Below are 25,600 nucleotides of genomic sequence, written 5' to 3'. Positions count from 1 at the left end.
TGTCCGGGAGAAGAAGGTGGGAGCGTTGCTGCCCGAGAGCACGAACGGCACCGGCGGCACGAGTGGCGGCGGACTCGCCGTCCCGATGGCCTGGCTGTGCGCCGAGTTCCAGGCCGACGAGGTGCTGCGGGCCGCCGCGCTCGTGGCGCCCGGCTCGCTGGAGTACCGGGCCGGCCTCCAGGCCCTGGCCCTCACCGTCCACCTGTCGGAGGCCCCGAACCCCGTACCGGTCGAGGCGTTGCTGCGCCACACGGCGTACGACCGGCCCTGGCCGTCCTGGGTCGAGGAGCGGCTCGCCGGGCGCCTCGCCGCGGAGGGGGACGGGCCCGACCTGGCCCTCGCCCGCACCGCCTGGCGCGGCCTGCGCGACACCTGGGTGCGTGCCGCCGATCTGGACGGCCCGTCGGCCGACGAGGCCGGCTCGGCGGCGGACGCTCCCGGATCACCGGTGGACGAGAAGGTCCAGGTGTGGCTGCCCGCCTGGAAGCTGGGCCTGCCGCTCGCCCATCTGTCCCTCTACCTACGCTGAACGGTGCACGCCGGGCCGGTACTTGGGAATGCGTACCGTCACCTTCATGCCCGCGCCGACACCGGTCTCGATGACGAGACCGTGCTCCGCCCCGTACACCTGCCGCAGCCGCTCGTCCACATTGGACAGACCGATGCCGGACCCCGCCGGGTGTTCCCCGCGCAGGACGGCCCGCAGCAGCTCCGGGTCCATGCCGACGCCGTCGTCCTCGACGGTCACCACGGCCTCGGCGCCCGCGTCCCGGGCGGCGATCGTCACCCGGCAGCCCCGCTCCCGCTCCTGGAGGCCGTGCTTGACGGCGTTCTCCACGAGGGGCTGGAGGCAGAGGAAGGGCAGGGTCACCGGCAGCACCTCCGGGGCGATCTGCAGCGTCACCTTCAGCCGGTTCCCGAAGCGCGCTCCCGCGAGGGCCAAGTACTGCTCGATGGAGCGCAGTTCGTCGGCGAGCTGGGCGAAGTCGCCGTGTCTGCGGAAGGAGTACCGGGTGAAGTCGGCGAACTCCAGGAGGAGTTCCCTGGCCCGCTCGGGGTCCGTGCGGACGAACGATGCTATGGCGGCGAGGGAGTTGAAGATGAAGTGCGGGGAGATCTGCGCGCGCAGCGCCCTGATCTCGGCCTCCACGATCCTGGTCCGCGAGCGGTCTAGCTCGGCCAGCTCCAGCTGGACGGAGACCCAGCGGGCCACCTCGGTCGCGGCCCGCACCAGGACGGCCGACTCGCGTGAGCCGTAGGCGACGAGCGCGCCGAGGACCCCGTCCTCGCCGGTGAGCGGGGCGATCACCGCCCAGCGCAGGGGGCACGCCGGGTCGTCGCAGTCGGTGTGCGCGGACCGGCTGCGGCCCGTGTCGAGGGTGTCGGCGGCCAGCGCGGGGACGTGTGCCCGGTGGTGGTCCTCGCCAGGACCGTCCCAGGCGAGGACCGCGCCCCGGTCGGTGAGGCAGAGCGCCTCGGTGCCGAGCAGCGAGCGCAGCGTGCTCGCCGCCTTGCGGGCGGTCTCCTCGGTGAGCCCGGCGCGCAGCGGCGGCGCGGCGAGCGAGGCCGTGTGCAGGGTGTGGAAGGTGGCCCGTTCGACGGGGGTGCCGAGGTCGGGGTCGGCGGTGCGGCCCCCGCGCCGTGCGGCGAACCGCCCGAGGACGAAGCCCACCGCGAGCAGCACCGCCCCGGCGGCGGCCGCCGCGGCGAGCGCGATGCCGGTCATCGGCGTACCTCCTGGGAGGGGACGGAGCCGGTGAACTCCTCCGGCAGGTGGAGCCGGGCGAGGAGCGCCGGGGTGCTCGGCGGGATCCGGCCGGGGGTCGCGAGCGAGACGAGGACCATCGTCAGGAAGCCGAGGGGGACCGACCAGACGGCGGGCCAGGCCATCAGGGTGTGCGGCCAGCCCTCGGGCGCGAGCCCGGCCCGGGTCGCCATCACGGCCGCGAGGGCCGAGCCGCCGCCGAGCAGGAGCCCGGCCATCGCCCCGGGCGGGGTGAGCCGCCGCCACCAGATGCCGAGGACGAGCAGCGGACAGAAGGAGGAGGCGGAGACCGCGAACGCGAGGCCGACGGCGTCGGCGACCGGCACCTTGGAGGCGACCACGCCGACGCCGAGGGGGACGGCGGTGGCCAGCAGGGTCCCGAGGCGGAAGTGGCGTACGCCCCGGGAAGGCAGCACGTCTTGGGTGAGGACACCGGCGACGGACATGGTGAGCCCGGAGGCGGTGGAGAGGAAGGCGGCGAACGCCCCGCCCGCCAGGAGCGCGCCGAGGAGGTCGCCGGCGACTCCGCCGAGGATCCGCTCGGGCAGGACGAGCACGGCTGCGTCGGCGGAACCCGTGAGGGCCAGCTCGGGGGCGTAGATCCGGCCGAGGGCTCCGTAGAGCGGCGGCAGCAGGTAGAAGGCGCCGACGAGACCGAGGACGACGAGCGTGGTCCGGCGGGCCGCGCGGCCGTGGGGGCTCGTGTAGAAGCGGACGGCGACGTGCGGCAGGCCCATGGTCCCGAGGAAGGTCGCGAGGATCAGCCCGTACGTGGCGTACAGCTGGTGTCCGTCGTGTCCCCCGGCGAGCGGCTGCGACCACCCGAGGGGGTCGGTGCCGCCGGCGGCCCTCCCCCGGCCTTCGGCCGGGGGGACCCCCATCTCGCTGCGCTCGGGCAGGACCGCGCCCGGGGCGAAGGCGAGTTCGGTGCCCGCCAGGACGTGGTGGGTGCCGGGCGCGAGGGTGACGGTCCGGTGCTCGTACGGGACGGCGTCGACGCGGCCGGTCACGGTGAGGGTGAGCGGGGCGTCGAGGCGGATCCGTACCGTGTCGGCGACGCGGACGACGGTGTGCTCGCGGAGGACGGCGGGGGCGTCGAAGCGGGCGCGGGGCGCGCCGTCCCCGTACCAGGCGGCGAGGAGGAAGAGGGCGGGGACGAGCAGGGCGGTCAGTTTCAGCCAGTACTGGAAGGCCTGGACGAAGGTGATGCTGCGCATGCCTCCGGCGGCGACGGTGCCGGTGACGACGAGGGCGACGAGCAGCCCGCCGACCCAGTCGGGGGCGCCGGTGAGGATCTCCAGGGTGAGCCCGGCGCCCTGGAGCTGCGGCAGCAGGTAGAGCCAGCCGATGCCGACGACGAAGAGGCTGGCGAGGCGGCGGGCCTGCGGGGATTCGAGGCGGGCCTCGGCGAAGTCGGAGAGGGTGTACGCGCCGGAGCGGCGCAGCGGGGCGGCGACGAGCACGAGCAGGACGAGGTATCCGGCGGTGTAGCCGACGGGGTACCAGAGCATCGCGGGGCCCTGGACGAGGACGAGTCCGGCGATGCCGAGGAAGGAGGCGGCGGAGAGGTACTCGCCGCTGATGGCGGCGGCGTTGAGGCCCGGCCGGACGGTCCGCGAGGCGACGTAGAAGTCGGAGGTGGTGCGGGAGATCCGCAGGCCGAGGGCGCCGATGAGGACGGTCGCGAGGACGACGGCGGTGACGGCCGCGACGGCGTAGGTCTGGTTCACGCGGGGTGCTTCACCGCATTGGTCGCGGCATCGGTCACCGTTCCGCGCATCGCTTCGGTCACCGTTCCACCCACCGCATCGGTCACCGTTCCGCCCACCGTTCCGCTCACCGTTCGACGAGGCCGGTGAAGTCGCGCTCGTTGCGCTCGGCGCGGCGGACGTACCAGTGGGCTATGCCCCAGACCACGGGGTACACCCCGGCGCCGAGCGCGGCCCAGACGAGGGCTTCGGGCGCGGGCAGCGCGAGCACCAGGGGCAGCGAGCCGACGAGCAGGGCGAGCGCGCCGAGGGCGGTGAGCGCGGCGCGCAGCTGGCTGCGCATCAGAGAGCGGACGTAGGTGTGCCCGAGGGTGGTCTGCTCGTCGATCTCGGAGCGGGCCGGGGCGTGCGCGGGGGGCCGCCGGGCGGGTCCGGGGACGGCGCCGGCGCCGTGGGCGGAGGCGTACGTGACGGTCTCGCGCCGGGGTCTGCGCGGCGGGTGGTGGTCGGACATCGGCGTCCGCTCCGGCATCTCTCGGCGGCTGCCCGGACGGGCAGGCGGGCCGTGGGGCCCGGGACGCGTGGAGTCTACGCAGCACTCCCCGGCCACGACAGTCCCGCGGGTGATCAGCCCCCGGCCCGGCGCATCAGCAGGTCACGGAGGTGGCGGGCGTGCCGGCGGCTGACGGCGAGGTCGGTGTCGCCGAGCCGTACCGAGGTGGCGCCTCCGTCGAGGCGGAGTTCGTCGATGCGGTCCAGGGCCACGAGATGGCTGCGGTGGATGCGGACGAAGCCCCGGGCGGCCCACCGCTCTTCGAGGGTGGAGAGCGGGATGCGGACGAGATGGCTGCCGTGGTCGGTGTGGAGGCGGGCGTAGTCGCCGTGGGCCTCCACGTACGCGATGTCGTCGACGGAGACGAAGCGGGTGACCCCGCCGAGTTCGACGGGGACCTGCTCGGGCGCGGAGGGCCCGGAGGTCACGGCCGGGGCGGTGGCGTGGACCAGGTCGTGGACGCGCCGGACGGCCTCGGCGAGACGTTCGCGGCGGACGGGCTTGAGGACGTAGTCGACCGCCTTGAGGTCGAAGGCCTGGAGGGCGAACCCCTCGTGGGCGGTGACGAAGACGACGAGCGGCGGGCGGGCGAAGCCGGCGAGCAGCCGGGCGACGTCGAGTCCGGTGAGACCGGGCATGTGGATGTCGAGGAAGACGACGTCGATGCCGTCGTCCCCGTCGGGCCCGGTCTCCAGCGCGCGCCCGATCCTGCGCAGGGCGGCGGTCGCGTCGCCCGCGCCCTCGGCGGTGTGCACCCGGGGGTCGGCGCGGAGCAGGTAGAGCAGCTCCCCGAGGGCGGGCTCCTCGTCGTCGACGGCCAGTACGCGCAGCATGCGGCGGAGTGTAGTGCGATGCCCCGCGCGGCTATTTGAGCAGCTTCGACATCCGCCGATCGGCGAGCGGTTTGCCGCCGGTCTGACAGGTGGGGCAGTACTGGAGGGAGGAGTCGTGGAAGGAGACCTCGCGGATGGTGTCGCCGCAGACCGTGCAGGGCTCTCCCGTGCGGCCGTGGACGCGCAGGCCGCTCTTCTTCTCGGCCTTGAGCTTGCCCGCGGCGAGACCGTGGGAGCGCTCGACGGCCTCGCGGAGGGTGGTCCGCATCGCCGTCCAGAGGGCGGTGGTCTCCTCCGGGGTGAGGTTCTGGGTGGGTTTGAAGGGCGACATCCTCGCGGCGTGGAGGATCTCGTCGCTGTAGGCGTTGCCGATGCCCGCGATGAGACTCTGGTCCCGCAGGGCGCCCTTGATCTGCCGCCGTTCGCCCGCGAGCAGGGCGGCGAAGGCCTCGGGGCCGAACTCCTCGGCGAGCGGGTCGGGGCCGAGCCGGGCGACGCCCGGCACCTCCTGCGGGTCGTGGACCAGGTGGACGGCGAGGCGTTTGGTGGTGCCGGCCTCGGTGAGGTCGAAGCCGTCGCCTCCGGTGAGCGCGGTACGCAGGGCCAGCGGGCCCTTGCCGGGCTTCGGCGGCCCGGAGGGCAGCGGGTCCTGCCAGCGGAGCCAGCCCGCGCGGGCCAGGTGGATCAGGAGGTGGAGTTCGCCCGCCGCGCCGGTGGTGGTGAGGTCGAGGAACTTCCCGTGCCGGCCGACCGCGGTGACCTCGGCGCCCTCGACGGCGGTGAGGGGCGGGTCGTACGTCTTGAGGACGCTGATGGCGACGGGGAGGACGCGGGCGATCTCCTTGCCCACCAGATGTGCGTCGAGGAACTCGCGCAGCGCTTCCACCTCGGGCAGTTCGGGCATGGCTCCACCCTGCCGCAGGGTCGGCGGGGCCGCGCGCCGGGACGCCTTAGGCTGTGTGACGTGCGCGTACTGCTCGTCGAGGACGACGAAGACCTCCGGTTCGGGGTGGCCGCCGCTCTGCGGGCCGCCGGGCTCGCCGTCGACGAAGCGGCCGACCTGCCCGGGGCCGACGAGGCCCTGTTCGTCACCGCGTACGACTGCGCGGTCTTCGACCGGATGCTGCCGTCGGGGGACGCCGCCGCCTACGTCGACGAGCTGCGGCGCGGCGGCCGCGGCGTGCCCGTTCTGTTCCTCACCGCGCGCGACACCGTCGCGGACCGGGTGGAGGGCTTCGCGAGCGGCGGCGACGACTACCTCGTCAAGCCGTTCGCCGTGCCCGAGCTGGTCGCCCGGGTGCGCAGCCTGTGCCGCCGCTCCGCCGTCGTACGCCCGCCGGTGCACCGCGTCGGCGACCTGGAGGTCGACACCGCCCGCCGGCACGTCCGCCGGGCCGGCGTGCTGCTCTCCCTCACCACCCGGGAGTTCGCCGTCCTTGAGGTCCTCGCGGCCCGCGCCGACCAGGCGGTCTCCCGCGCCGAGCTGATCGAGAGCTGCTGGGACGAGATGGCCGAGCCGCAGTCCAACGTCCTGGAGGTGCTCGTCTCCCAGCTCCGCCGCAAGCTCGGGGTCCCGCCGCTGATCCACACCGTGCGCGGTGTCGGCTACCGGCTCGCGCCCGACGACGCCCGGTGAGGCCCCTGCTCCCCCGCCGGACGCGGACGCTCACGCCGACCGCGCGGGTGCTGCGGCTGCGCCGGCGGATCAGCCTGCTGTTCGCGCTGACCAGCGCGGTGGGGCTGATCGCGATGGCCGTGCTCGCCGTCCGGAGCGACAGTGCCCGCTGGCGGGAGCAGCTCGACCACGCGATGGACGCGGACGCCAGCTGGGCCCTCGGTCTCCTGGAGACCGACGAGAGCGGGCAGCTGGCCACGGACGTCCTGGCGGACACGGTGAACACCGGCTGCCCGCCGCTGACCGTGCTCCTCGTGACCGGCGACGACCGCGACGGCCCGGATGACGTCGGCGGCCCGGACGACGTCGGCGAGCCGGACGGCCCGGGCGACGTCGGCGGCCCGGGCGACCCAGATGACCTGACCGTCCAGCACGCGCCGCCCGCGCCGTGCCTGTCGGTGAGTCCCGGGGTGGTCCTGGAGGCCGGGCGTGCGGCAGTGCGGACCGGGGAGGCGCGGGGCTTCGACCGGCGTGCGACGGACGGCGCACCGGTACGGGTGTTCGCGTTGCCCTTCTCCGCGCAGGAAGCGGCGGAGGACGAGGGCCCGCAGGGCGTCCTGGTGACGACGGCCGACGCGACGGCCCAGCGGGACGACCACCGGCGGCTCGTGTGGATGGTGGCGGGCGGTTGCGCGGTGCTCGTGCTGCTGTCCGCCGCCGTCGGGCACGTGCTGTCGGGGCGGGCGGTCCGGCCGGCGCTCTCCGCGCTGGGCCAGCAGGAGGCGTTCCTCGCGGACGCGGCGCACGATCTGCGGACCCCGGCCGCCTCGCTCCGGACGCTCGCGGAGACGGCGCTGCGCGGCGAGACGGACAGCACGGACGTGCACCGGCGCACGCTGCGCCTGGCGGAGGGCATGGGCCGGCTGGTCGACGGGCTGCTCACCCGCGCCCGGCTCATGTCCGGTACGGCGACGGTGGCACGGCAGCCGCTGCGTCTGGACCAGTTGGTGGAGGCAGTCGTCCAGGAAGCCGCCGAGGCGCCCACGGAGGGCCACCGCGTCCGGATCGAGGCCGAGGACACGATCGTCGTCGCCGATCCGGATCTCGTACGCCGGGCGGTGGGGAACCTGCTGGGAAACGCGCTCGCGCACGGTCACGCGCCGGGCCTTCCGGCGGACGTCCTGATCACGGTGACCCGGGACGGCACGCTGACGGTCGAGGACGCGGGTCCCGGCCTGCCGCCGGAGGTCGCGGACGCCCTGTTCGAGCGGTTCCGCAGCGGATCCGGATCCACCGGCCTCGGCCTGTCCATCGCCTCCTGGGTCGCCCACGCCCACGGAGGCACGCTCACGGCGGGGCGCGGGGAACGCGGCGGTGCCAGGTTCGTGCTGCGGCTACCCGGGCCGGGCTGAGCCGCCCCTCAGCAAATCCTCAGCATCCGCGCGTGATCCTTCCCTGGACCGACCACCCATGGGAGTACGCCGTGATCACCGCCCCCACCCGCCGCCGGGCCCTCGTCCTCGCCCTCGCCGTCCTCGGCGCCACGTCGCTGGCGGCCTGTACGGCCGGAACGTCCTCGGACGGGAACCGGCCGGGGACCTCGGCCGCCCCCGCCGACCCCGCCGCCCGCCCCGACCTGCGGCGCTTCTACGGCCAGAAGCTCGACTGGCGGCCCTGCGGCGACCACCGGTGCGCCTCGCTCACCGTCCCGAGGGACTACTCCCGCCCCGGCAACGGCAAGACCTTCGTCCTGCCGGTGGCGAAGGCCGTCACCGCGATCCCGGGGAAGCGTGTCGGATCGCTCGTGCTCAACCCCGGTGGCCCGGGCGAGCAGGGGGTGCGGCTGGTCAGGGACGGCGTCGCCGACGACCTCGGCCGGGGCGTGCGCGAGCGGTTCGACATCGTGTCCTTCGACCCGCGCGGAGTCGGCGGGAGCAAGCCGGCCCTGACCTGCACGACCGCCCGCTCGGCGGAACCGGCCGCAGGCGAGGAGGAGTCCCCGGGCGAGGTCGCCGACGTGCCGCTCCACCCCCGGACCGCCTCCGAGCGCGCCGACGCCCTCGCGAGCGCCCGGGCCACGGCCGCCGACTGCCGGGCCGCCAGCGGTCCGCTGCTCCCCCATGTCGGAACGGACGACGCCGCCCGTGACCTGGACGTGCTGCGGGCGGCCCTCGGCGAGCGACGGCTCACGTACGTCGGCTGGTCGTACGGTACGAGCCTGGGCACCTCGTACGCCGAGCAGTTCCCGCGCCGCGTACGGGCCATGGTCCTGGACGGGGCCGTCGACCCGTCGCTCGACTGGCGGCAGCGCGTGCTCAGCCAGTCCACCGGGTTCAGGAAGGCGGTGGAGGAGTACGCCGACTCCTGCGCCGACGCGGTCGGCGACGCCTGCCCGGGCGCGACGCCCGAGGAGATACGGGCCCTGATCGACCGGCTCCTGGAGCGGACCGAGCGCGAGCCGCTGCCGGTCGACGACTCCGCGTACGGTCTCGACGCCCCGGCCCTGGTCTCGGTGCTCAGTCTGTCCATGTACACACCGGAGGCGCAGTGGAAGCAGCTGTCCGAGGCGCTGGTCGCGGCGGACGGCGGGGACGGAACGAGCCTGGCGGCCCTGGCGGCGGGGGAGGAAGAGCCTGCGGACCCCGACGCGGACGCCTCTGATGCGTCCTCTGATGAGTCCTCGGACGAGGGCTCGGAGGGCTCCTCGGAAGCCGCCGTCTCCGAGGGTCCCGCGGCGGGCGAGCCGTCCGGCTTGCCCGAGGACAACGCCGACGCCGCCCTGATCGCGATCAACTGCCTCGACGTCCCCCACCCGCGCGACGCCCAGGCCTACTGGGACGCCCTCGCCCCCGCGGAGAAGGCCGCGGGTGCCTACGGCACCACCGGCGTGATCAACGAACTGGTCTGCAAGGACCTGCCGGCCGGTCCCCAGCGCCCGCACCGGGTGACGGCCAAGGGCGTTCCGCCGGTGCTCGTCGTGGGGACGGCGGGTGACCCGGCCACGCCGTACGGCGAGGCCGTGAGCCTGGCGCGCCAGTTCCCCGGCGGGATGCTGCTGTCGTTCGACGCCCCCGGCCACACCGGCTACGGCCGCAGCACCTGCGTCGACAGGAAGGTCGAGGCGTACCTGATCTCCCTCACGAAGGTGCGCCCCGGCACGACGTGCACGACGTGACGGAAGGATCCCCACGTCTACGGGGCGTCCGGCGGGTCAAGCAGGTCGAGTTCGGCGGTGAACGCGGCGGCGAGCGCGTCGAGGTCGGGGACCGCCTCGCCGTCGGCGACGAGACCGATGTGGACCCGGCCCCCGTAGGGGGACATCGCGACGGCGAGGGACTGGCCGCGGGCGAGCGGCGCCATGGGGAAGAGCGCGCGCAGCGGGGCGCCGCCGAGCGAGAGCGCGGAGCGGGGCAGTGGCACCTGCGTGACGAGGAGGTCGAAGAGGAGCCGGGCGGCGCCGGAGGCGAAGGGCGCGCCGAAGCGGTGGGCGAGCGGGGGGAGCCGGTCGGCCAGGAGGGCCACGGCGCCCGCGCCCCGGAAGGGGCCGGCGGCCTTGTTCCGGTCCATCGCGTGCCGTACGGCGGCGAGTCGGGCCGCCGGGTCGGGTTCGGTGACCGGCAGGTCGAGGAGGTAGCCGGACAGGCTGTTCCCGGGGCCGGGTGCGGCCCCGGGGCGGCGTCGCGAGACGGGGACGAGGGCCCGGGGGTCGGCGCCGGGGAGCGGCAGGCCGCGCCCGTCGAACCAGCGGCGCAGGGCTCCGGCGGCGACCGCGAGGAGGACGTCGTTGGCGGTGCCGCCCGTGGTGCGGCGGATCCGGTGGACGCGGTCGAGGGACAGGGTCGCGGTCGCGAGCCGGCGCGTACCGCTGGATTCGGCGGCGAGAGCGGCGGCGGGGCCGTCGAGGCGGCCGGCGCGGACGACGGAGGCGCCGACGACCGAGGCACCGACCTCGACGGCCCTTCCGAGGTCGCCGAGCCGGTCCCGGGCGAGGTCGAGGAGACGGCCGGGTCCGGGGAGCCACGAGCGCGGGGGGACGGGGCGGGGGCGGCGTGCGGGGCGGCGGCCGGCGGCGATCTCGTCGAAGATCCCGGCGCCGATGGCGACGGCCCGCATGCCGTCGGCGAGGGCGTGGTGGAGCTTGACGAGGACGGCGAAGGAGCCGTCGGCGGCGCCGGTGAGCAGGTACATCTCCCAGGGCGGCAGGCCGCGCTCGACGGGGCGTTCCATGAGTTCGGCGGCGAGCCGGGTGGTCTCGGCGGGGAAGTCGGCGCCGGGGAGGGTGATCTCGCGGACGTGGTGGCGTACGTCGAAGTCCGGGTCGGCGCTCCAGGCGGCGCCGCCGACGGGGAGCAGGACGTCGCGCACGCGCATCCGGAGCCTGGGGACGGCGGCGGCGCGGCGGGCGAGCAGTTCCAGGACGTCCACCGGCGGCTCGTGGCCCGGAGCGGCGGGGACGGGTCCGAAGTGGACGAGGGCCCCGAGGTGGAGGGGGTGGGTGGGGGATTCCAGGTGCCAGAAGGCCAGATCCAGAGGTGCCAGTAGTTCGGGTGCCGGTAGCTCGGGTGCCGGTGGCTCGGATGCTGGTAGGTCGGGTGCCGGTGGGTCGGGTGCCAGTAGCTCGCTGCTCACGGGTGTCCTCACGTCCTGCGCGGAGAGGCGGGAGAGCGCAGTCAATCGCGTACCGACAGTTACGGTCAAGTACGATCAGTTCACGCTCAGTTAACAGGTGTCAATTCGCCACGGTGAACTCACACCAGACACACTTGCCACCGCCCCGCGACTCGACGCCCCACGTGTCGGAGATCTGTTCGACCAGGAGCAGTCCCCGTCCGGAGACGCCCGCCTCCCCCGCCTCGCGGCGCCGGGGCAGCGCGCTGGACCGGTCCTCGACCTCCACGCGCATCCGCCGCTCGGGCCCGCTCAGCACCCGCAGGGTCACGATCGCACCGCCGTCGGTGTGCATCAGCGCGTTGGTCATCAGCTCGTCGGCGGCCAGCTCGATCTCGTCGGCGCGCTCCCCCGCGCCCCAGGCCCGTACCGCGGCCCTGATCATGTGCCGGGCCGAGCTGAGCGCCTCCGGGTCGCTCTGGGCCACGTGCTGCTGGAACCGGCCGGCCCCGGGGGGAGCGAAGGCGGCCTCACGGCGCAGCAGCAGGATCGCCACGTCGTCCTCGCCGCCGCGGTCGGCGACCACGTCGCACAGGTGGTCGGCGAGCTGCTGGAGGTCGGCGGGACCGCGCCGGACGAGGGACGTCAGCCACTGGAAGCCCTCGTCGAGGTCGGAGCCCGGCTTCTCCACAAGACCGTCGGTGTAGAGCATCAGGCTCTGCCCGGGGTCGAGTTCCAGAGCGGTCACGGGGTAGTCGAGCCGGCCGAACTCCGCGGAGAGCCCGAGCGGCAGCCCGCCCTCCACCGGGAGCCTGCGGCAGCTGCCGTCGATCTCCCTGACCAGCGGGTCGACATGGCCGGCGCGGACGATCTGGACGACCCCGGTGCCGAGGTCGACCTCGGCGTAGGTGCAGGTGGCGAAGCGTTCCGTGTCGAGCTCGTGCAGGAAGACCGAGGCCCTGGCCATGACGGTGGCCGGAGGGTGCCCCTCGGCGGCGTACGCGCGCAGCACGATCCGCAGCTGGCCCATGACGGCGGCCGCGTGGGTGTCATGGCCCTGGACGTCGCCGATGACGGCGCCGACCCGTCCCCCGGGGAGCGGGATGATGTCGTACCAGTCGCCGCCGATGTCCCGGCCGAGGCGGGCCGAGCGGTAGCGGACGGCCGTCTGCGCGCCGGGCACCTCGGGGATCCGGCGGGGCAGCATCGCCTGCTGGAGCCCTTCGGCGAGGTCGTGCTCCTGCTCGTACAGCATCGCCCGCTGGAGGCTCTGGGCGATGCTGCTGCCGAGGGCGACGAGCAGCGTCCGCTCGTCCTCGCTGAAGCCGGTCTTGTCGCTGTAGAGCAGGCCGAGCGCGCCGATGGGCCGGGCCTGGGCGATGAGCGGCAGATAGGCGGCGGCGGTGATGCCGAGTCCGCTGATGTGCGGCCAGAGCACCGGGAAGGAGTCGGCGAAGTCACGGGCCGAGTCGATGAACCGGGGCCGCAGGGTCCGGATCACCTCGCTCATCGGGTACGGCTCGTCCACCCGGGTGAAGCGGGTGCCCGGCACGAAGGCGCCGTCGGGCCCCTCGGCGACCAGATGGATGCGGCCGGCGTCGAGGAGGCCCATGACGAGGCTGGCGGCGCCGAAGTGTTCGAGGGCGTGCGAGTCGTTGAGCAGGTCGATGACGTCCTGCACGGTCCGGGCGTAGGCGAGGGCGGCCGTCGTGCCCTCGACGACACCGGCGCGCTGCCGGCGCCCCTCGTCGAGGCCGAGCCGGGCCGCGGACTCGGTCAGCTCGTGGGTGGCGTCACGGAGGATGCCCACGATGCGCACCGGACGGCCCGTGTGGTCGCGCTCGACGAGGCCCTGGGTGTGGGTCCACTGATGGCTGCCGTCGCGGCGCCGGATACGGAAGTACGCGCCGTACTCGTCGCTGCCTTCCTTGAGCGCCTGGGCCACCAGCGTGTCGAGCCGGCGGCCCTCGTCGGGCAGGACGCGGGGGCCGAGGCTCTCGGGCCGGTCGTCGTACTCCGCGCGGTCCAGGTCGAAGACCCCGAGGGCGGCGTCGTCCATGATCATCGTCCCGGTGAGCAGGTCCCAGTCGAAACCGCCCATCCGGAAGACCGAGCCGTAGTCGTGCAGGATCCGCGCTCCGGCGCGGGGCTGCTCCGCCGGCGCTGGTTCCGCCGGCTCCCCCGGCTCGCCCGGCTCCCTCGGCTCCCCCGGCCCATGGCGGAGCCGCTCGGCCGCCTCCCCGCCCGCTCTGCCCGCGTTCATGGGGCCACGCTAGGCGCAGCCCCGCCCCTGCGCACCACGAAGATCCCTTTCACCTCGCGGCCCTCTCATCCCTCGAAGGTCTCGGGCTGCTCCTGCTCCGTGTCGGGCGGGAAGAGCCCCTCGGGCGGCAGCTCCCCCTCGGGGACATCGGGCGGGTAGACGGGCGGCTCGGCGGACGGGTCGGCGAACGGGTCGCTGTAGGGATCCTCGTACGGGTCGGGGGCCGGCTCCTCGTACGGGTCGGCGTACGGGTCGGCGTACGGGTCGGAGTACGGGTCGGAGTACGGGTCGGTAGACGGCTCGGTAGACGGGTCCGCGTACGGATCGGCGGGCGGCTCCTCGTACGGGTCGGGGTTCGCGGGAGCGGGGCCCGTCGGATCCGGCGAGGAGGGAGTGGCCGCGTCGGGACGGGAGGGGTCGGGTGTCACGGGGGCCGGGGTCGTTGGGGCCGGGGTCGTGGGGGCCGGTGTCATGGGGGCCGGTGTCACGGGGTCGGGGGTCGCGGGGGCCGGTGCGACGGTCCCGGTCAGGTGACACTCGTCCGGGTCGCAGTCCGGCTCGACGGCGGGCTTCCGGTCCTCGGCCCCATCACTGCCGGTCCGCCGCTCGATCCAGCTGCTGTCCGCGGCGTTCACGATGACGAGGCTGGTCACGACGGTGGTGGTCGGCCGGACGGCGATCACGTGCTCCGGGTCGAAGCCGTCCCAGGGCTCGCCCTGATGGACACCTCCCTGGGCCGCGACCGGGCTGCGGAGCGGGTTGCCGCAGGCGCAGCGGACGCGCGGGGTGCCGTACTGGTCGACGAGGACCGCCGTACCGGACTGGAGGACGGACTGGAAGGCGGTGGCGCGGCCGCCGCGGTAGCCGTGGTTGGTGACCCTGGTGTCGGCGCGCAGGACGACCGGGGTCAGCCCGCGCAGCCAGCCGGAGACGTTCGTCTCGGGGATGCCTGCGGCCTCGGCGAAGGCGCGCGTCCTCCCGTGGTCGGCGGAGAGGAGGGAGACCTGCTGCTCGACGTCGCAGCTGGCCTCCGACCGGGTACCGCCGTAGAGGCCGGGGGTGGAGCCGGTGATCTCGCGGACCGGCTGGACGGAGGCGGCGTCCGGGTCCCGTTCCGGGGCGACCGTCCGGCCGGTGATCCTGGCGCTGGACGCGGTGAAGGGGTCGGGGCCCCGCGCGGCGAGCGGCTGGAGGTGGACGTCCTGGGCGGTGGCTGCCGCGGGCTGCTCGCCGTGACTGCCGCCCTGTTCCTCGGAGGAGCAGCCGGCGACGAGGAGAGCCGAGGCGAGCGTCGCGGTGATCGCGGTGGGGGTTCGCCGCGTCCGGCGCAGAGGTGTGCGCACCTGGTACTCCCACTTTCTCTCTCCGGGGCCCGGCGCCCGGTTCCGGCCTGTCCCCCATGTCTGTCGCAGCGCACGGGCCCCCGCAAGCGGAGGAAGGCCGACCGGGTCGGCCGACACCCGGCCGGACGAACACCCCACTTGAACGCGTTCAAGAAAGGCCCTACGCTCAACATGCCAGTTGAACACGTTCAAGTCGGGGGGTGTCTCGTGACCGCGCTGTCGATCCTGGTGAACCCGGTCGTGATGATCGGCATGTTCTGGGTCGTACCGACGGGGCTCGCGCTCCTGGACGGGCCCAGACCACCGGGCCTGGACCCGCTCCGGCGCGCCTGGCCGTTGCTCGCCGCCCCCGGAGCGCTGGCCCTGTGGCTGCCCCGCTCCGGATTCTCGGCCGGGCTCGCCGCCGTCTACGCCCTCGCCACGGTGACACTCGCGCTCCAGGCCCCGGCCCGCCTCATGCTGACCCGCTCCCTGCGGCCCAGGGAGATCGCCGTGCTCACCGCACTGGCCGCCCCCTCCGTCGCCGGTCTGGCGCTCGTCGCCGAACGGGCCTCGTACCCGCTCTTCGGCTTCGACCTGGACCTCCTCGCGCTGACCGTCCCGCACTTCCACTTCGCGGGCTTCGCCGCCGCCCTGGTCGCCGGTCTCGTCTGCCGCGCCGACGACGGCCCCACCGCCCGCTTCGCCGCGCTCAGCGTGCCGGCGGGCACGCTGCTGGTCCTGGTCGGCTACTTCGTCGACGACTGGGCCGAGCTCGCCGGGGCCGTCGTCCTCACGGCCGGCATGGCGGGGGTCGCCGTCCTGACCCTGCGGGAACGCCGCGAACTCGCGACCGGCCGGCTCACGCGCGCGCTGCTCGCCGTCTCGGCCCTGGTCCTCGTCGTCACCATGCTGCTCGCCCTGAGCTGGGCCCTCGGCGAGGCCACCGGCCTGCCCCACCTCAGCCTGACGTGGATGGCCGCGACGCACGGCCTGGGCAACGCCCTGGGCTTCGCCGTCTGCGCCCTCCTCGCCCGGCGCCGCCTCCAGACGGACCGGGCAGCGACACCGTCACCGCCGTCACCGCCGCCCCTCCCCACCCCGGCCCACCCGTCCCCCCCGTCCCACCCGTTTCGCCCGTCCCGCCCGCACCACTCGGCCCACCCGGCCAGCTCGGCCCACCCGCGAACGGAGCTCCCGGCATGACCCGCCTCACGAACAGCCACTCCCGCACCGCCCGCCCCCGCCCGAGCCTCACCTACCGCGAGGTCGGCGCCACCCGCTCCCCTGAGGACCTCCCCGAGGGCTACCACCACCTGCGGCACAGCACGGTCGTCGGCTACGGCCGCGCCGCCTTCGAGGCCGCAGGCACCGCCGTCACCACCTGGCGGACGCACCGCGCCTCCGGGGCGTCCGTCCGCAGCGGGGCCGTCCGCGCCGAGCCCGGCGTCCGTCTGGAGGTGTCGGCGAGCGTCGGCCGCCTCCGTGTCGGCGTCCCCTGCGAAGTGATCTGGACGGCATACGAGGAGCACCGCACCGGCTTCGCCTACGGCACCCTCACCGGCCACCTGGAGCAGGGCGAGGAGTCCTTCGTCGTCGAACTGGCCCCCGACGGCACGGTCCGGTTCACGGTCACCGCGTTCAGCCGGCCCGCCGCCTGGTACACCCGGCTCGCCGGCCCTCTGGTCCCCCTCCTCCAGCGGGCGTACGCCCGGCACCTCGGCCGGACGCTCCGGCGCCTCGTCAGGGGGTGATCCCGGGCCGATACTGGAAGGGATGGAGTGGTTCACCGCGCCCGACCTCTGGCTGAGCCGGATCGCGTTCCAGCGGGGCCTCGCCGGGCTGTACTGCGTGGCGTTCCTGTCGGCCGCCCTCCAGTTCAGGGCGCTGATCGGCGAGCGCGGCATGCTCCCCGTACCGGAGTACCTGCGCGTGACCCGGCCACGCCGCACTCCCTCGCTCTTCCACTGGCGCTACTCCGACCGGCTGTTCGCCGCCGTCGCGTGGACCGGGGCCGCGATCGCCCTGGCCCTCGTGGCGGGCGCCGGTGACGCGGTGCCGCTGCCGGTGTCGATGCTCCTCTGGTTCGTGCTCTGGGCCCTGTACCTGTCGATCGTGAACGTGGGCCAGACCTGGTACGCCTTCGGTTGGGAGTCGCTGCTCCTGGAGACCGGGTTCCTCGCGGTCTTCCTCGGCAACGACGACACGGCACCGCCTGTCCTCGTCCTCTTCCTGCTGCGCTGGCTGCTCTTCCGGGTCGAGTTCGGCGCCGGTCTCATCAAGATCCGGGGCGACCGCTGCTGGCGGAACCTCACCTGTCTCTACCACCACCACGAGACACAGCCGATGCCCGGCCCGCTGAGCTGGTTCTTCCACCACCTGCCGCGCCCGCTGCACCGGGTCGAGGTCGCGGCCAACCACGTCGTCCAGCTGTTCGTGCCGTTCCTGCTCTTCACCCCGCAGCCGGTGGCCACGGTCGCCGCCTGCCTCATGATCGCGACGCAGCTGTGGCTGGTGCTCTCCGGGAACTTCGCCTGGCTGAACTGGCTCACCATCGTGCTCGCCGTCTCGGTCGTGGACGCCTCCGCGCTCACCGGTGAGCACCCGCGGCCGGACCCGCCGCTCTGGTACGTGGTGGTGGTCGTCGCGGTGACCGCCTTCGTCCTGTTCCGGAGCTACCGCCCGGTGCGCAACCTGCTCTCCCGCAACCAGGCGATGAACCGCTCGTACGACCCGTTCCACCTGGTCAACACGTACGGCGCGTTCGGCACGGTCGGCCGGGTACGGGACGAGATCGTCGTCGAGGGCACCGACGATCCGGCACCGCACGCGGGCACGGTGTGGCGGGAGTACGGCTTCCGGGGCAAGCCCGGCGATCCCCGGCGGCTGCCGCGCCAGTTCGCCCCGTACCACCTCCGCCTGGACTGGCTGATGTGGTTCGCCGCGCTCTCCCCCGGGTACGCGCGCGAGTGGTTCGGGCCCTTCGTGGAGCGGCTGCTCGACGGCGACCGCGACACGCTGCGGCTGCTCGCCCACAATCCGTTCCCCGACGCACCGCCGACGCACGTCCGCGCCCGGCTGTACCGGTACCGGTACACGACCTGGCGCGAGCTGCGCGAGACCGGGGCTTGGTGGCACCGCACGCTGCTGCGGGAATACCTGCCGCCGATCCGGCTCAGGTAGGGACGTACTCGGGCAAGGACGTACCGCTGCCCCCGGCCGGAAGGGGACGGGGGCAGCGGAGTGAAGCAAGGGTTACGTCAGGGCACCGGATCGGTCGATGACTCGGTCGATGACTCAGTCGATGCCGGGCAGGATGTGGGGCTCCGCGAGGTCGTCCTCGTAGCCCGCCAGCCGGATCGGGGCCGCGTGGGCCCACACTTCGAGGCTTCCGAGCTCGCCGTTCCGGCGGGGCCGGTCCTGGGTCTCGGCCGGTCTCGGTTCCTGCTTCGTCAGTTCGGGTGTCACCGCGCACTCCTTTGTGTCGCGTACCAATGGGGCCTTGGTGCCGTCGGTCGCGGTGGCGCCGTTCATCGGGCGGGACCGCGGCCTTGGTGGCAGGCCAGTCCCCGGACCAGCCGTGAGGATGGTGTGTCTCCTCGGTGGCCGACCGTGGACATCAGAGTAACCAAATGAGCGCATCCGCGCTCTACCGGGCTCAGAAGTGTGATGCGATCGAGTGAATGAAGCCGAAAGAGCGCTCTACCAGCAGGTAGAGCGCTCTTTCCAGGTTGTGTTCCCGGGGTGCTCGGTGGCCCAGGGTTCCCGGTGGCCCAGGGTTGCCCGGGTTCCCGAGGTTCCGGGCCGCGGATCCGCCGCTTACCAGTTGGCCGGGGCGTAGTCCTTCAGGAAGCAGCCGTAGAGGTCCTCGCCGGCCTCGCCGCGCACGACCGGGTCGTAGACGCGGGCCGCGCCGTCAACCAGGTCGAGCGGGGCGTGGAAGCCCTCCTCGGCGAGGCGCAGCTTGTCGAAGTGCGGACGCTCGTCGGTGATCCAGCCGGTGTCGACCGAGGTCATGAGAATGCCGTCGGTCTCGAACATCTCCTGGCCGCTGGTTCGCGTCACCATGTTCATCGCGGCCTTCGCGGCGTTGGTGTTCGGGTGCCCGGCGCCCTTGTAGCCGCGACTGAAGACACCCTCCATCGCCGAGACGTTGACGACGTAGGCGCGCCCGCTGGCCGCCTTCTTGGCGGCGTCGGCCATCGCCGGACGCAGCTTGCTGATCAGGATGAACGGCGCCGTGTAGTTGCACAGCTGGGTTTCGAGGAGCTCCACAGGGGAGATCTGCTCGATGCTCTGCACCCAGGTGTTGCTCTCGACGACGTCCGGCACCAGGCCGCCCGCGTCGATGGCGGTGCCGTCGAGGTGCCGGGCGATGCTGGCGTTCCCCGCGACCAGGGCGAGGTCGGCGACCTGCTGCGCCTCCAGACCGCTGACACCGACGGGCAGCGCGGCGGCCGTCCCGAGCTCACCGACCGCACCGGAGTTGAAGGCGCCGATGACGTGGTGGGCCGGGAGCTCGCCCGCGGGCAGCGGGGCGCTCTCGCCGTCGACCAGGGCGGCGTAGGCGGAGGGCAGACGGCGCACGGTCTGCGTCGCGTTGTTGATGAGGATGTCCAGCGGCCCGGCCTCGGCCATCTGGTCGGCGAGGGCCACGGCCTGGGCCGGGTCGCGCAGGTCGATGCCGACGACCTCCAGGCGGTGCATCCACTCCGCGGAGTCGTCCATGGCCTTGAAGCGGCGGATGGCGTCCTTGGGGAAGCGCGTGGTGATGGTCGTGTGGGCGCCGTCACGGAGCAGCCGCAGCGCGATGTACATGCCGATCTTGGCCCGGCCGCCGGTGAGCAGCGCGCGCTTGCCGGTGAGGTCGGCACTGGCGTCGCGCTTGGCGCGGTTCAGCGCCGCGCACGGCTGGCAGAGCTGGTGGTAGAAGTAGTCGACCTCGACGAACCGCGTCTTGCAGACGTAGCAGGAGCGCGGACGCTGGAGTATCCCGGCGATCCTGCCCTCTTCCGTGACCGAGGAGGGCAGGATGCCCTCGGTCTCGTCGTCGATGCGCTGCGCGGAGCCGGTGGCCGTGGCCTCGGTGACCGCCTTGTCGTTGGCGGTCTTGGCGGCCCTGCGCTCCTGGCGGCGGCGCTGCTTCACGGTCCGGTAGATGCCGGCGGTGGCGCGCCGGACGACGATCGCGTCCGGGTGGTCGACGTCCAGCTTGTCGAGCTCGTCGAGGACGCTCAGGCAGACGGCCAGGCGCTCGGGGTCGACGCCCGGCCCGCAGTCCTGGTTTTCTTCGGTCACCGTCATGGCCTTCGGGTTCCTCGTTCGCTCGTACGTCGTCGTCGCCGCCGCTCGCGGGCGCTCGAATAGGCAACTTTACGGAGCGGGGGGCCGCCCCTCCAAACCCGTTCGGGGAGCGTGGTCGAAGACACAGTCCCCGCAGAGGCCGCCGCCGGGGCAGCGGTAGTAGAGGCAGCAGCTGGCGCGGCGCAGCCGGGGGCCCCGTACCGTACCGGCGAGGTCGGGGTGGTCGAGGAGCCCGGAGACGAGGGCGGCGGCCCGCTCGGCGACCTCCGGCCGGCCCTGCGCACGGGCCCAGCGGGTGAGCTCGCGAAGGGCGCCTGCGAGGGCGGAGCCCGCGTTTCCCCAGAGCAGCCGGGGCGAGATCCGGCCGTCGCGGCGCAGCGCCGCGTGCAGCGGGACGAGGTGGGCCTCCTGGACGGCCGCGCGGAGGGCGTCGACGGTGGCGGGCCGGGTCGCGGAGCCGGACCACCACAGGTCGTCGGGAGAGGTCAGCGCCCCGTCCCAGTGCAGCTCGCCGGGGGCGAGGTCGGGGAAGGCGCCGTACAGCGCGGCCGGTCCGAGCGCGGTCGACCAGAGCCTGGCCGCGAGCCCGAGGTGGGCGACCGAGGCTCCGACCCGCCGCTCGGGAGCGCGGAGCCGGGCGGTGACCCGGTCCACGCGCGCGGTGAGGGGGCCGTCCTCCCCCGCGTACAGCAGGGCGAGGGGGCGGTGCGCCCCTCCGGTCTCCGGTGCGGTGGTCCGCAGCGCGAAGAACCCGCCGACCGCTCCTCCCCCAGCCTCCGGCCGGGGGTACCCCCGTCTCGCTCCGCTCGCCACGCCATCCAGCTCGGGTTCCACGCGCCTGCCCCCACGTCCCTCGGTCCTGCGGCGAAGACTTCCGTACCGCCATGATTCTTCCGCACCGGCAGCGGGCGCCGGAAAGATCCCGTTCCACCCCTTCCGACCTGCGCGGGTGTACATCTCCGGTCGTACGCGCGGGCCGCGTACTGCGACGGCGGTAGCCGCCAAGACGTTCCCTGGTACGACGCCGAAATCGCCCGGAAGAGAGATCGTGGAGGGTATGAGCCCCCTCCTGCTGTCCGTGCTCCTGTCCCTGGTCTCGGCGGTCGCCTACGCGGCAGCGGCGATCGTGCAGGAGCGGGTCGCGGCCTCCGCCGCCGGTCCGCGCTACGCGCCGTTGCGCAGCCCTGCGTGGTGGGTGTCCGTCCTGCTCAACGGTCTCGGCGCGACCCTGCACGTGATCGCCCTCGCGTTCGGCCCGCTCAGCCTGGTCCAGCCGCTGGGCGCGCTCACGATCGTGTTCGCGCTGCCCATGGCGGCCCTCTTCGTCGGCCGCCGGGTCGGGCGGCGGGCCTGGCGCGGCGCCCTCATGGCGACGGTCGGCCTCGCCGGCCTGCTGAGCCTCACGAACGGCTCCGACGCGCAGTCGCTCGCCGACGGGGAGCGGTGGCTGCTCGCGGCCGGCACGTCCGCCGTGGTGGCCGTCCTGTTCACGGTGGCGCACCTGGTGGGCCGGTCCGTGCTGCGCAGCGTGATCCTGGCCGCCGCGGCCGGCGTCTCCTTCGGCATGGCCTCGGTCTTCACCAAGTCCGTGGCCGAGGAATGGACCTCCGGCGCCCCGCTCGCCGAGTGGACCGGGCTGCTCGTCCTGTCGGCGCTCGCCGTGACCGGGCTGCTCCTCTCGCAGGCCTCGTACCGGGGCGCGGGGCTCGCCGCCCCGCTCGCCACGGTCACCGTGGTGAACCCGGTGGTCGCGGCGGCCGTGGGCCTCACGCTCTTCGGCGAGAGCTTCCGTTACGGCACGGCGGGCACCGTCGCCGCGCTGATCTGCGGCGCGGTCGCGGCGGGCGGCCTGGTCCAGCTCACCCTGGACCGCATGACGGTCCCGCCGGAGGCCCTGTCGGTGTCAGATCCGGCCGGGGAAGCCCGGCCGGCGCGCCCGTCGGAGTCATCGGAGTCATCGAAGTCATCAGCGTCACAGGTGTCACCGGCGTCACCGGCGTCAGATCGAGACGCCCCGCGCCCTGAGGTAGGCCAGCGGGTCGATGTCGGAGCCGTACCCGGGACCCGTCCGTACCTCGAAGTGGAGATGCGGTCCCGAGCTGTTGCCGGTCGACCCTGAGCGTCCGATGCGCTGACCTCCCTGGACCCGCTGGCCCTCGCGGACGGTGAGGGCGGAGAGGTGCGCGTACTGGCTGTAGCGGCCGTCGTCGTGGCGCAGGACGACCTGGTAGCCGTACGCACCGCCCCACCCCGCGGAGACGACCCGGGCATCGGCGACGGCCTTGACCGAGGTGCCGGTGGGGACGGGGAAGTCGACGCCGGTGTGGTAGCCGCTGGACCAGGAGGAGCCGCGGGTGCCGTAGCGGGTGCCGATGCCGGCGGCGATGGGAGCGGAGTAGCGGTCCTCGTCCGGCGCGGCGGCCGGACGGGGCTTGGCCGCGGGCCGGCTGACGGGTTTCGTCTTCGCCTTCGGCTTCGGCTTCGCGGAGGGCTTGGCGGCGGGAGTGGCCCGGGGGGCCGGGGCCTTGGTGGATGGCGCCTTCGTGGCCGGGGGCTTGGCGGAGGCGGCCTTGACCGGAGGGGTGGCCTTCACCGGAGGAGCAGCCTTCACGGGTGGGGCGGCCTTCGCCGGTGGGGAGGCCTTCACAGGAGGAGCAGCCTTCACGGGTGGGGGTGTCACGGCCCGCTGAGGTGTCTTCGTCTCCGCCGGCTTCCTGGGGGCGGCGATGCGCAGGGTCAGCCGCTGGCCGGGGTGGATCAGGTCGGGGTCGTCGCCGACCACCGGCCGGTTCGACTCGTACAGCCCCTTCCAGCCGCCCTGGACCCGCTCCTCGCGGGCGATCTTCGAGAGGGAGTCGCCGGTCGCGACCGTGTACATCTCGCGGATGGTGGGCACGGCGGTCGGACCGGCGCGCCGGGTGACCTGCTCGGGTAAGGCGCGCTGCCCGGGCAGGGACGTGGTCCTCGGCGCGTTGCCCCCTGCGGTGTCAGGCGCCTCGCCGCCCCGGGCGAGGCCGGCGCGCGGCCCGCACGAGGGCCATGCGCCGGGCCCCTGTCCCTTGAGGACGCGCTCGGCGATCACGATCTGCTGGTCCTTGGAGGCCAGGTCGGCACGCGGGGCGTAGTGCGTGCCGCCGTAGCTCTCCCAGGTGGACTGGCTGAACTGGAGTCCGCCGAAGTAGCCGTTTCCGGTGTTGATGCGCCAATTGGAGGAGGACTCGCAGGCCGCGACCTTCTCCCAGACATCCAGCGAGGCGGCCTGTACGGCTCCCGCACCGATCAGCGGCAGCGCCATTCCGGCGCCTCCCGCGGTGAAGGTGAGCGAGGCACGGTTGATCCGGCTCGGCTGGTGACGGCGGTGACGTCCGCGTACGCCCATGGGCCCCCCTTGGAACACAGCGACAGCCGTCCAAGTTAGGGGTGGCGCACGCTCCGTGACAAGGGGCGGCGCGGAACATCAAGCGCCTTCCGTCACCTTCCTGTTGACGGCGGGCGGAGTCCCGCAGGGCCAGGCTGGGGCTGAGGCTCGGGTTCCGGTACGGGTCCGCCGGGCTGGGGCACCGGGCTGGGCACGGGGTCGGGCGGCACCGGTACGGGGTTGGGCGGGGGTACCGGCGGCGGGGTGGGCACCGGGGGCGGGACGGGTGAGGGCTGCGGATCGGGCACGGGCTGTGTCATCACGGACCTCTCGGTGGTCGGGATCCTCCCTCCCCAGGGTGACCCGGCGGACGGACTCGCGCCCGCCGGATCCCCTCCTTCGGGTCACCAGAGGCCAGGGGTGGCCTTGAGCTGGAGCTTCGCGGCGCGGACGACGTCCGCCGGGGGGACGGGGGCCTCGTCCGGGTGGCGTTCGGCCCACTTGGCGGCGTACGGGCAGAGCGGCACGACGGGCACGCCCTCTCCGGCGGCGATGGTGTAGAACTCGCGCACCAACGCTCCGGCGATGCCCTTCCCCTCGTGCCCGTCCTCGACGACGGTGTGGACCGCCACCAGGGAGTGAGGGTCGGCGTCGAGGACGAAGTAGACGATCACACCGACGAAGGTGTCCTCCTCGAACGCCTCCAGGCGCCCGTTCGTCCGGTCGTCGCGGATCTTCAGCTCGGCCATGCGGCGGCTCTCCCTCGGCTCAGATCTGTACGGGCACGGCGTGCGGGGCGCGGACCGTGTCGCTCCCGGGAACGGGCGCGGAGGCGTCCTCCCCGAGCTCCACGATGCGGTTGTCGGCGTCGACGTGCACGACGCGTGGGGTGAACGCCCGCGCCTCGGCGTCCTCGACCTGCGCGTAACTGATGAGGATCACGAGGTCGCCGGGGTGCACGAGGTGCGCGGCGGCGCCGTTGATCCCGATGACACCGGAGCCGCGCTCACCCTCGATGACATAGGTCTCCAGCCGGGCCCCGTTGTCGATGTCGACGATGTGCACGAGCTCGCCGGGCAGCAGATCGGCCGCCTCCATCAAGGCGGCATCGACGGTGACGGACCCGACGTAGTGCAGATCGGCCTGGGTCACGGTCGCACGGTGGATCTTGGACTTGAACAGAGTGCGCAGCACTGTGGACTCCTCTAAGACGGCTCCCTGCCTGCTTTGTGCAGGTCAAGGGCGGTCTCGAGCTTACACCGACACCCCCGCCCGATGTTTGTGAGGAACATCGCTCCGGTCAGGCTGGACGGCTTCCCACCTGGGCTTTCCCTTAGCGCCGGCGTCTGTTGGGACGACCGTCCCGGAACGCCCGGGGACTCATGCTGACCGGATGCTGACTTACCTGATGAACCATCATGTATACGGGAGACCCCTCTGCACACGCGGACGACGTACGCCCGCCCACCACCGACCTGTCGGGCACGGCATCGCTCCGGTTCACGGAACACGGCTCCTTCGGCCATCAGCCGGTCGACGCTCGGCCGCCTCGGAAGCCAGCTCGCTGTCTGCCACCCGCCCGAGGCCCCTCGGCAGCGCGGAACTCGCGAGCGAGGCGGGGCCAAGGCGCCGACGCCGGCCCGCCCAGGCCAAAGCCCAGGTCACGCGCCTCTGCGCACTTGCGTGCGCCGCTCCTCCCTTCCGTACGTTCCAGCCGATGGCGAACCGCCCGCGCACACCGTGAAGGAGACCTGTTGAAGCCGACCGAGGAAGTACTCCAGGACCTGACTCAGCCCTCGAACGTCTCCGTGCACTCCGATGACGCGCTCGTCGGAAAGGTGAAGGCCGCCATCGCGGAGGACGACGAGAAGCGGAAGGAGAACGAGGACGAGCCGCTCCGCCGGAAGCCCGCCCTCGTCCCGATCCTGCCGACAGAGCTGCCCCGGCAGTTCGAAGTGACCCTCTGGGACGTGCTCCACACCCTCGCCCGGGCCACCGCTCTGTCGTGGCGTGGTGCGGGCTGGGGGGCGCGGGAAGCAGCCAGCAGGAGTCTCCTCGGTAGGCGACCCGCAGTGGATTCCTCCGTGGCCTGATGCCCGAGCCGGCTTCGAGCCTCGCCAGCTCGGGTTGGCCGCACAGACCTGGTGGTCAGTCGTCCTCGCTCTCCGTCAGGTGCTCCCTGAGTCGTTCCAGCGTCTCCCCTGAGAAGGCCGGAGCCTGTTGCAACCAGTGATCAACCCACTCCGCCGCCGCCATCACACCTGGTCCAC

At 73.7% G+C, this 25,600-nt stretch carries 23 protein-coding genes; 9 read left to right on the top strand and 14 right to left on the bottom strand.

Annotated features, from left to right (window positions below; genetic code table 11):
* Positions 1–25: 25 nt before the first annotated feature.
* Entirely contained in the window at positions 26–529 is a 504-nt protein-coding gene (locus ACFWWU_RS18085) for a hypothetical protein (protein WP_384146063.1), read from the top strand.
* On the opposite strand, the gene ACFWWU_RS18080 is transcribed toward ACFWWU_RS18085, so the two are convergent.
* From ACFWWU_RS18080 to ACFWWU_RS18060, 5 genes are all read right to left on the bottom strand, one after another.
* Positions 521–1,726, bottom strand: a complete 1,206-nt coding sequence (locus ACFWWU_RS18080) for a sensor histidine kinase (protein ID WP_384146060.1) — start codon at positions 1,724–1,726, stop codon at positions 521–523. The two genes, ACFWWU_RS18085 and ACFWWU_RS18080, sit on opposite strands and share 9 nt — an antisense overlap.
* Entirely contained in the window at positions 1,723–3,495 is a 1,773-nt protein-coding gene (locus ACFWWU_RS18075) for a cation acetate symporter (RefSeq protein ID WP_384146057.1), read from the bottom strand. Before ACFWWU_RS18075 ends, ACFWWU_RS18080 begins: the two co-directional genes overlap by 4 nt.
* A 106-nt stretch (positions 3,496–3,601) precedes the next feature.
* Positions 3,602–3,988, bottom strand: a complete 387-nt coding sequence (locus ACFWWU_RS18070; protein WP_384146054.1) for a hypothetical protein — start codon at positions 3,986–3,988, stop codon at positions 3,602–3,604.
* A gap of 113 nt (positions 3,989–4,101) precedes the next feature.
* Positions 4,102–4,860 (bottom strand): LytR/AlgR family response regulator transcription factor, encoded by a 759-nt coding sequence (locus tag ACFWWU_RS18065; RefSeq protein WP_384146051.1) that lies wholly within the window; start codon positions 4,858–4,860, stop codon positions 4,102–4,104.
* A gap of 31 nt (positions 4,861–4,891) precedes the next feature.
* Positions 4,892–5,764 (bottom strand): Fpg/Nei family DNA glycosylase, encoded by an 873-nt coding sequence (locus ACFWWU_RS18060; RefSeq protein ID WP_384146048.1) that lies wholly within the window; start codon positions 5,762–5,764, stop codon positions 4,892–4,894.
* 60 nt (positions 5,765–5,824) lie between these two features.
* Between ACFWWU_RS18060 and ACFWWU_RS18055 the strand changes: the two genes are divergently transcribed.
* From ACFWWU_RS18055 to ACFWWU_RS18045, 3 genes are read left to right on the top strand one after another with little or no spacing between them, the layout of a single operon-like run.
* Entirely contained in the window at positions 5,825–6,496 is a 672-nt protein-coding gene (locus ACFWWU_RS18055) for a response regulator transcription factor (protein ID WP_384146045.1), read from the top strand.
* Positions 6,493–7,887 carry a sensor histidine kinase gene (locus tag ACFWWU_RS18050; protein WP_384146042.1) on the top strand — a complete coding sequence of 465 codons (1,395 nt, stop codon included), beginning with the start codon at positions 6,493–6,495 and terminating at the stop codon, positions 7,885–7,887. Before ACFWWU_RS18055 ends, ACFWWU_RS18050 begins: the two co-directional genes overlap by 4 nt.
* A gap of 32 nt (positions 7,888–7,919) precedes the next feature.
* On the top strand, positions 7,920–9,650 hold the full coding sequence (locus tag ACFWWU_RS18045) for an alpha/beta hydrolase (protein WP_384146040.1): 1,731 nt from the start codon (positions 7,920–7,922) through the stop codon (positions 9,648–9,650).
* A gap of 17 nt (positions 9,651–9,667) precedes the next feature.
* Here the strand turns inward: ACFWWU_RS18045 and ACFWWU_RS18040 are convergent, their stop codons facing one another.
* The 3 genes from ACFWWU_RS18040 to ACFWWU_RS18030 form a co-directional block, all read right to left on the bottom strand.
* On the bottom strand, positions 9,668–11,014 hold the full coding sequence (locus tag ACFWWU_RS18040; protein WP_384146718.1) for a wax ester/triacylglycerol synthase family O-acyltransferase: 1,347 nt from the start codon (positions 11,012–11,014) through the stop codon (positions 9,668–9,670).
* A gap of 190 nt (positions 11,015–11,204) precedes the next feature.
* On the bottom strand, positions 11,205–13,346 hold the full coding sequence (locus ACFWWU_RS18035) for a SpoIIE family protein phosphatase (RefSeq protein ID WP_384146037.1): 2,142 nt from the start codon (positions 13,344–13,346) through the stop codon (positions 11,205–11,207).
* Between the two features lie 65 nt (positions 13,347–13,411).
* The gene (locus tag ACFWWU_RS18030) at positions 13,412–14,689 is read right to left on the bottom strand and encodes a DUF6777 domain-containing protein (protein ID WP_384146034.1); all 1,278 of its coding nucleotides are present in this window, start codon (positions 14,687–14,689) and stop codon (positions 13,412–13,414) included.
* Between the two features lie 216 nt (positions 14,690–14,905).
* On the opposite strand from ACFWWU_RS18030, the gene ACFWWU_RS18025 reads away from it, so the two are divergent.
* From ACFWWU_RS18025 to ACFWWU_RS18015, 3 genes are read left to right on the top strand one after another with little or no spacing between them, the layout of a single operon-like run.
* Positions 14,906–15,874, top strand: coding sequence for a YndJ family protein (locus tag ACFWWU_RS18025; RefSeq protein WP_384146715.1), 969 nt, complete (start codon positions 14,906–14,908; stop codon positions 15,872–15,874).
* Positions 15,871–16,422 carry a DUF1990 family protein gene (locus tag ACFWWU_RS18020; RefSeq protein ID WP_384146033.1) on the top strand — a complete coding sequence of 184 codons (552 nt, stop codon included), beginning with the start codon at positions 15,871–15,873 and terminating at the stop codon, positions 16,420–16,422. The genes ACFWWU_RS18025 and ACFWWU_RS18020 overlap by 4 nt, the downstream gene beginning before the upstream one ends.
* Before the next feature lie 22 nt (positions 16,423–16,444).
* Entirely contained in the window at positions 16,445–17,851 is a 1,407-nt protein-coding gene (locus ACFWWU_RS18015; RefSeq protein WP_384146030.1) for a lipase maturation factor family protein, read from the top strand.
* Between the two features lie 114 nt (positions 17,852–17,965).
* Here the strand turns inward: ACFWWU_RS18015 and ACFWWU_RS18010 are convergent, their stop codons facing one another.
* From ACFWWU_RS18010 to ACFWWU_RS18000, 3 genes are all read right to left on the bottom strand, one after another.
* The gene (locus ACFWWU_RS18010; protein ID WP_384146027.1) at positions 17,966–18,136 is read right to left on the bottom strand and encodes a hypothetical protein; all 171 of its coding nucleotides are present in this window, start codon (positions 18,134–18,136) and stop codon (positions 17,966–17,968) included.
* Positions 18,137–18,487: 351 nt separating this feature from the next.
* On the bottom strand, positions 18,488–19,972 hold the full coding sequence (locus ACFWWU_RS18005) for an SDR family NAD(P)-dependent oxidoreductase (RefSeq protein ID WP_384146024.1): 1,485 nt from the start codon (positions 19,970–19,972) through the stop codon (positions 18,488–18,490).
* 69 nt (positions 19,973–20,041) lie between these two features.
* Positions 20,042–20,785, bottom strand: a complete 744-nt coding sequence (locus ACFWWU_RS18000) for a (2Fe-2S)-binding protein (protein WP_384146712.1) — start codon at positions 20,783–20,785, stop codon at positions 20,042–20,044.
* 244 nt (positions 20,786–21,029) lie between these two features.
* Here ACFWWU_RS18000 and ACFWWU_RS17995 point away from each other — a divergent pair, with 244 nt between their 5' ends.
* Positions 21,030–22,091 (top strand): DMT family transporter, encoded by a 1,062-nt coding sequence (locus tag ACFWWU_RS17995; protein ID WP_384146021.1) that lies wholly within the window; start codon positions 21,030–21,032, stop codon positions 22,089–22,091.
* On the opposite strand, the gene ACFWWU_RS17990 is transcribed toward ACFWWU_RS17995, so the two are convergent.
* The 3 genes from ACFWWU_RS17990 to panD form a co-directional block, all read right to left on the bottom strand.
* Positions 21,972–23,351 carry a transglycosylase family protein gene (locus ACFWWU_RS17990; protein WP_384146019.1) on the bottom strand — a complete coding sequence of 460 codons (1,380 nt, stop codon included), beginning with the start codon at positions 23,349–23,351 and terminating at the stop codon, positions 21,972–21,974. The genes ACFWWU_RS17995 and ACFWWU_RS17990 overlap by 120 nt on opposite strands.
* Before the next feature lie 383 nt (positions 23,352–23,734).
* Positions 23,735–24,079 (bottom strand): GNAT family N-acetyltransferase, encoded by a 345-nt coding sequence (locus ACFWWU_RS17985; RefSeq protein ID WP_384146016.1) that lies wholly within the window; start codon positions 24,077–24,079, stop codon positions 23,735–23,737.
* A gap of 19 nt (positions 24,080–24,098) precedes the next feature.
* Positions 24,099–24,524, bottom strand: a complete 426-nt coding sequence (gene panD / locus ACFWWU_RS17980; protein ID WP_384146013.1) for an aspartate 1-decarboxylase — start codon at positions 24,522–24,524, stop codon at positions 24,099–24,101.
* Positions 24,525–25,084: 560 nt separating this feature from the next.
* On the opposite strand from panD, the gene ACFWWU_RS17975 reads away from it, so the two are divergent.
* Positions 25,085–25,423, top strand: a complete 339-nt coding sequence (locus ACFWWU_RS17975) for a hypothetical protein (RefSeq protein ID WP_384146011.1) — start codon at positions 25,085–25,087, stop codon at positions 25,421–25,423.
* Positions 25,424–25,600: the final 177 nt, after the last annotated feature.

The sequence above is a fragment of the Streptomyces sp. NPDC058650 genome (assembly GCF_042717315.1).
Lineage (GTDB): Bacteria > Actinomycetota > Actinomycetes > Streptomycetales > Streptomycetaceae > Streptomyces.
This window is presented reverse-complemented; position numbering and strand designations above follow the sequence as displayed.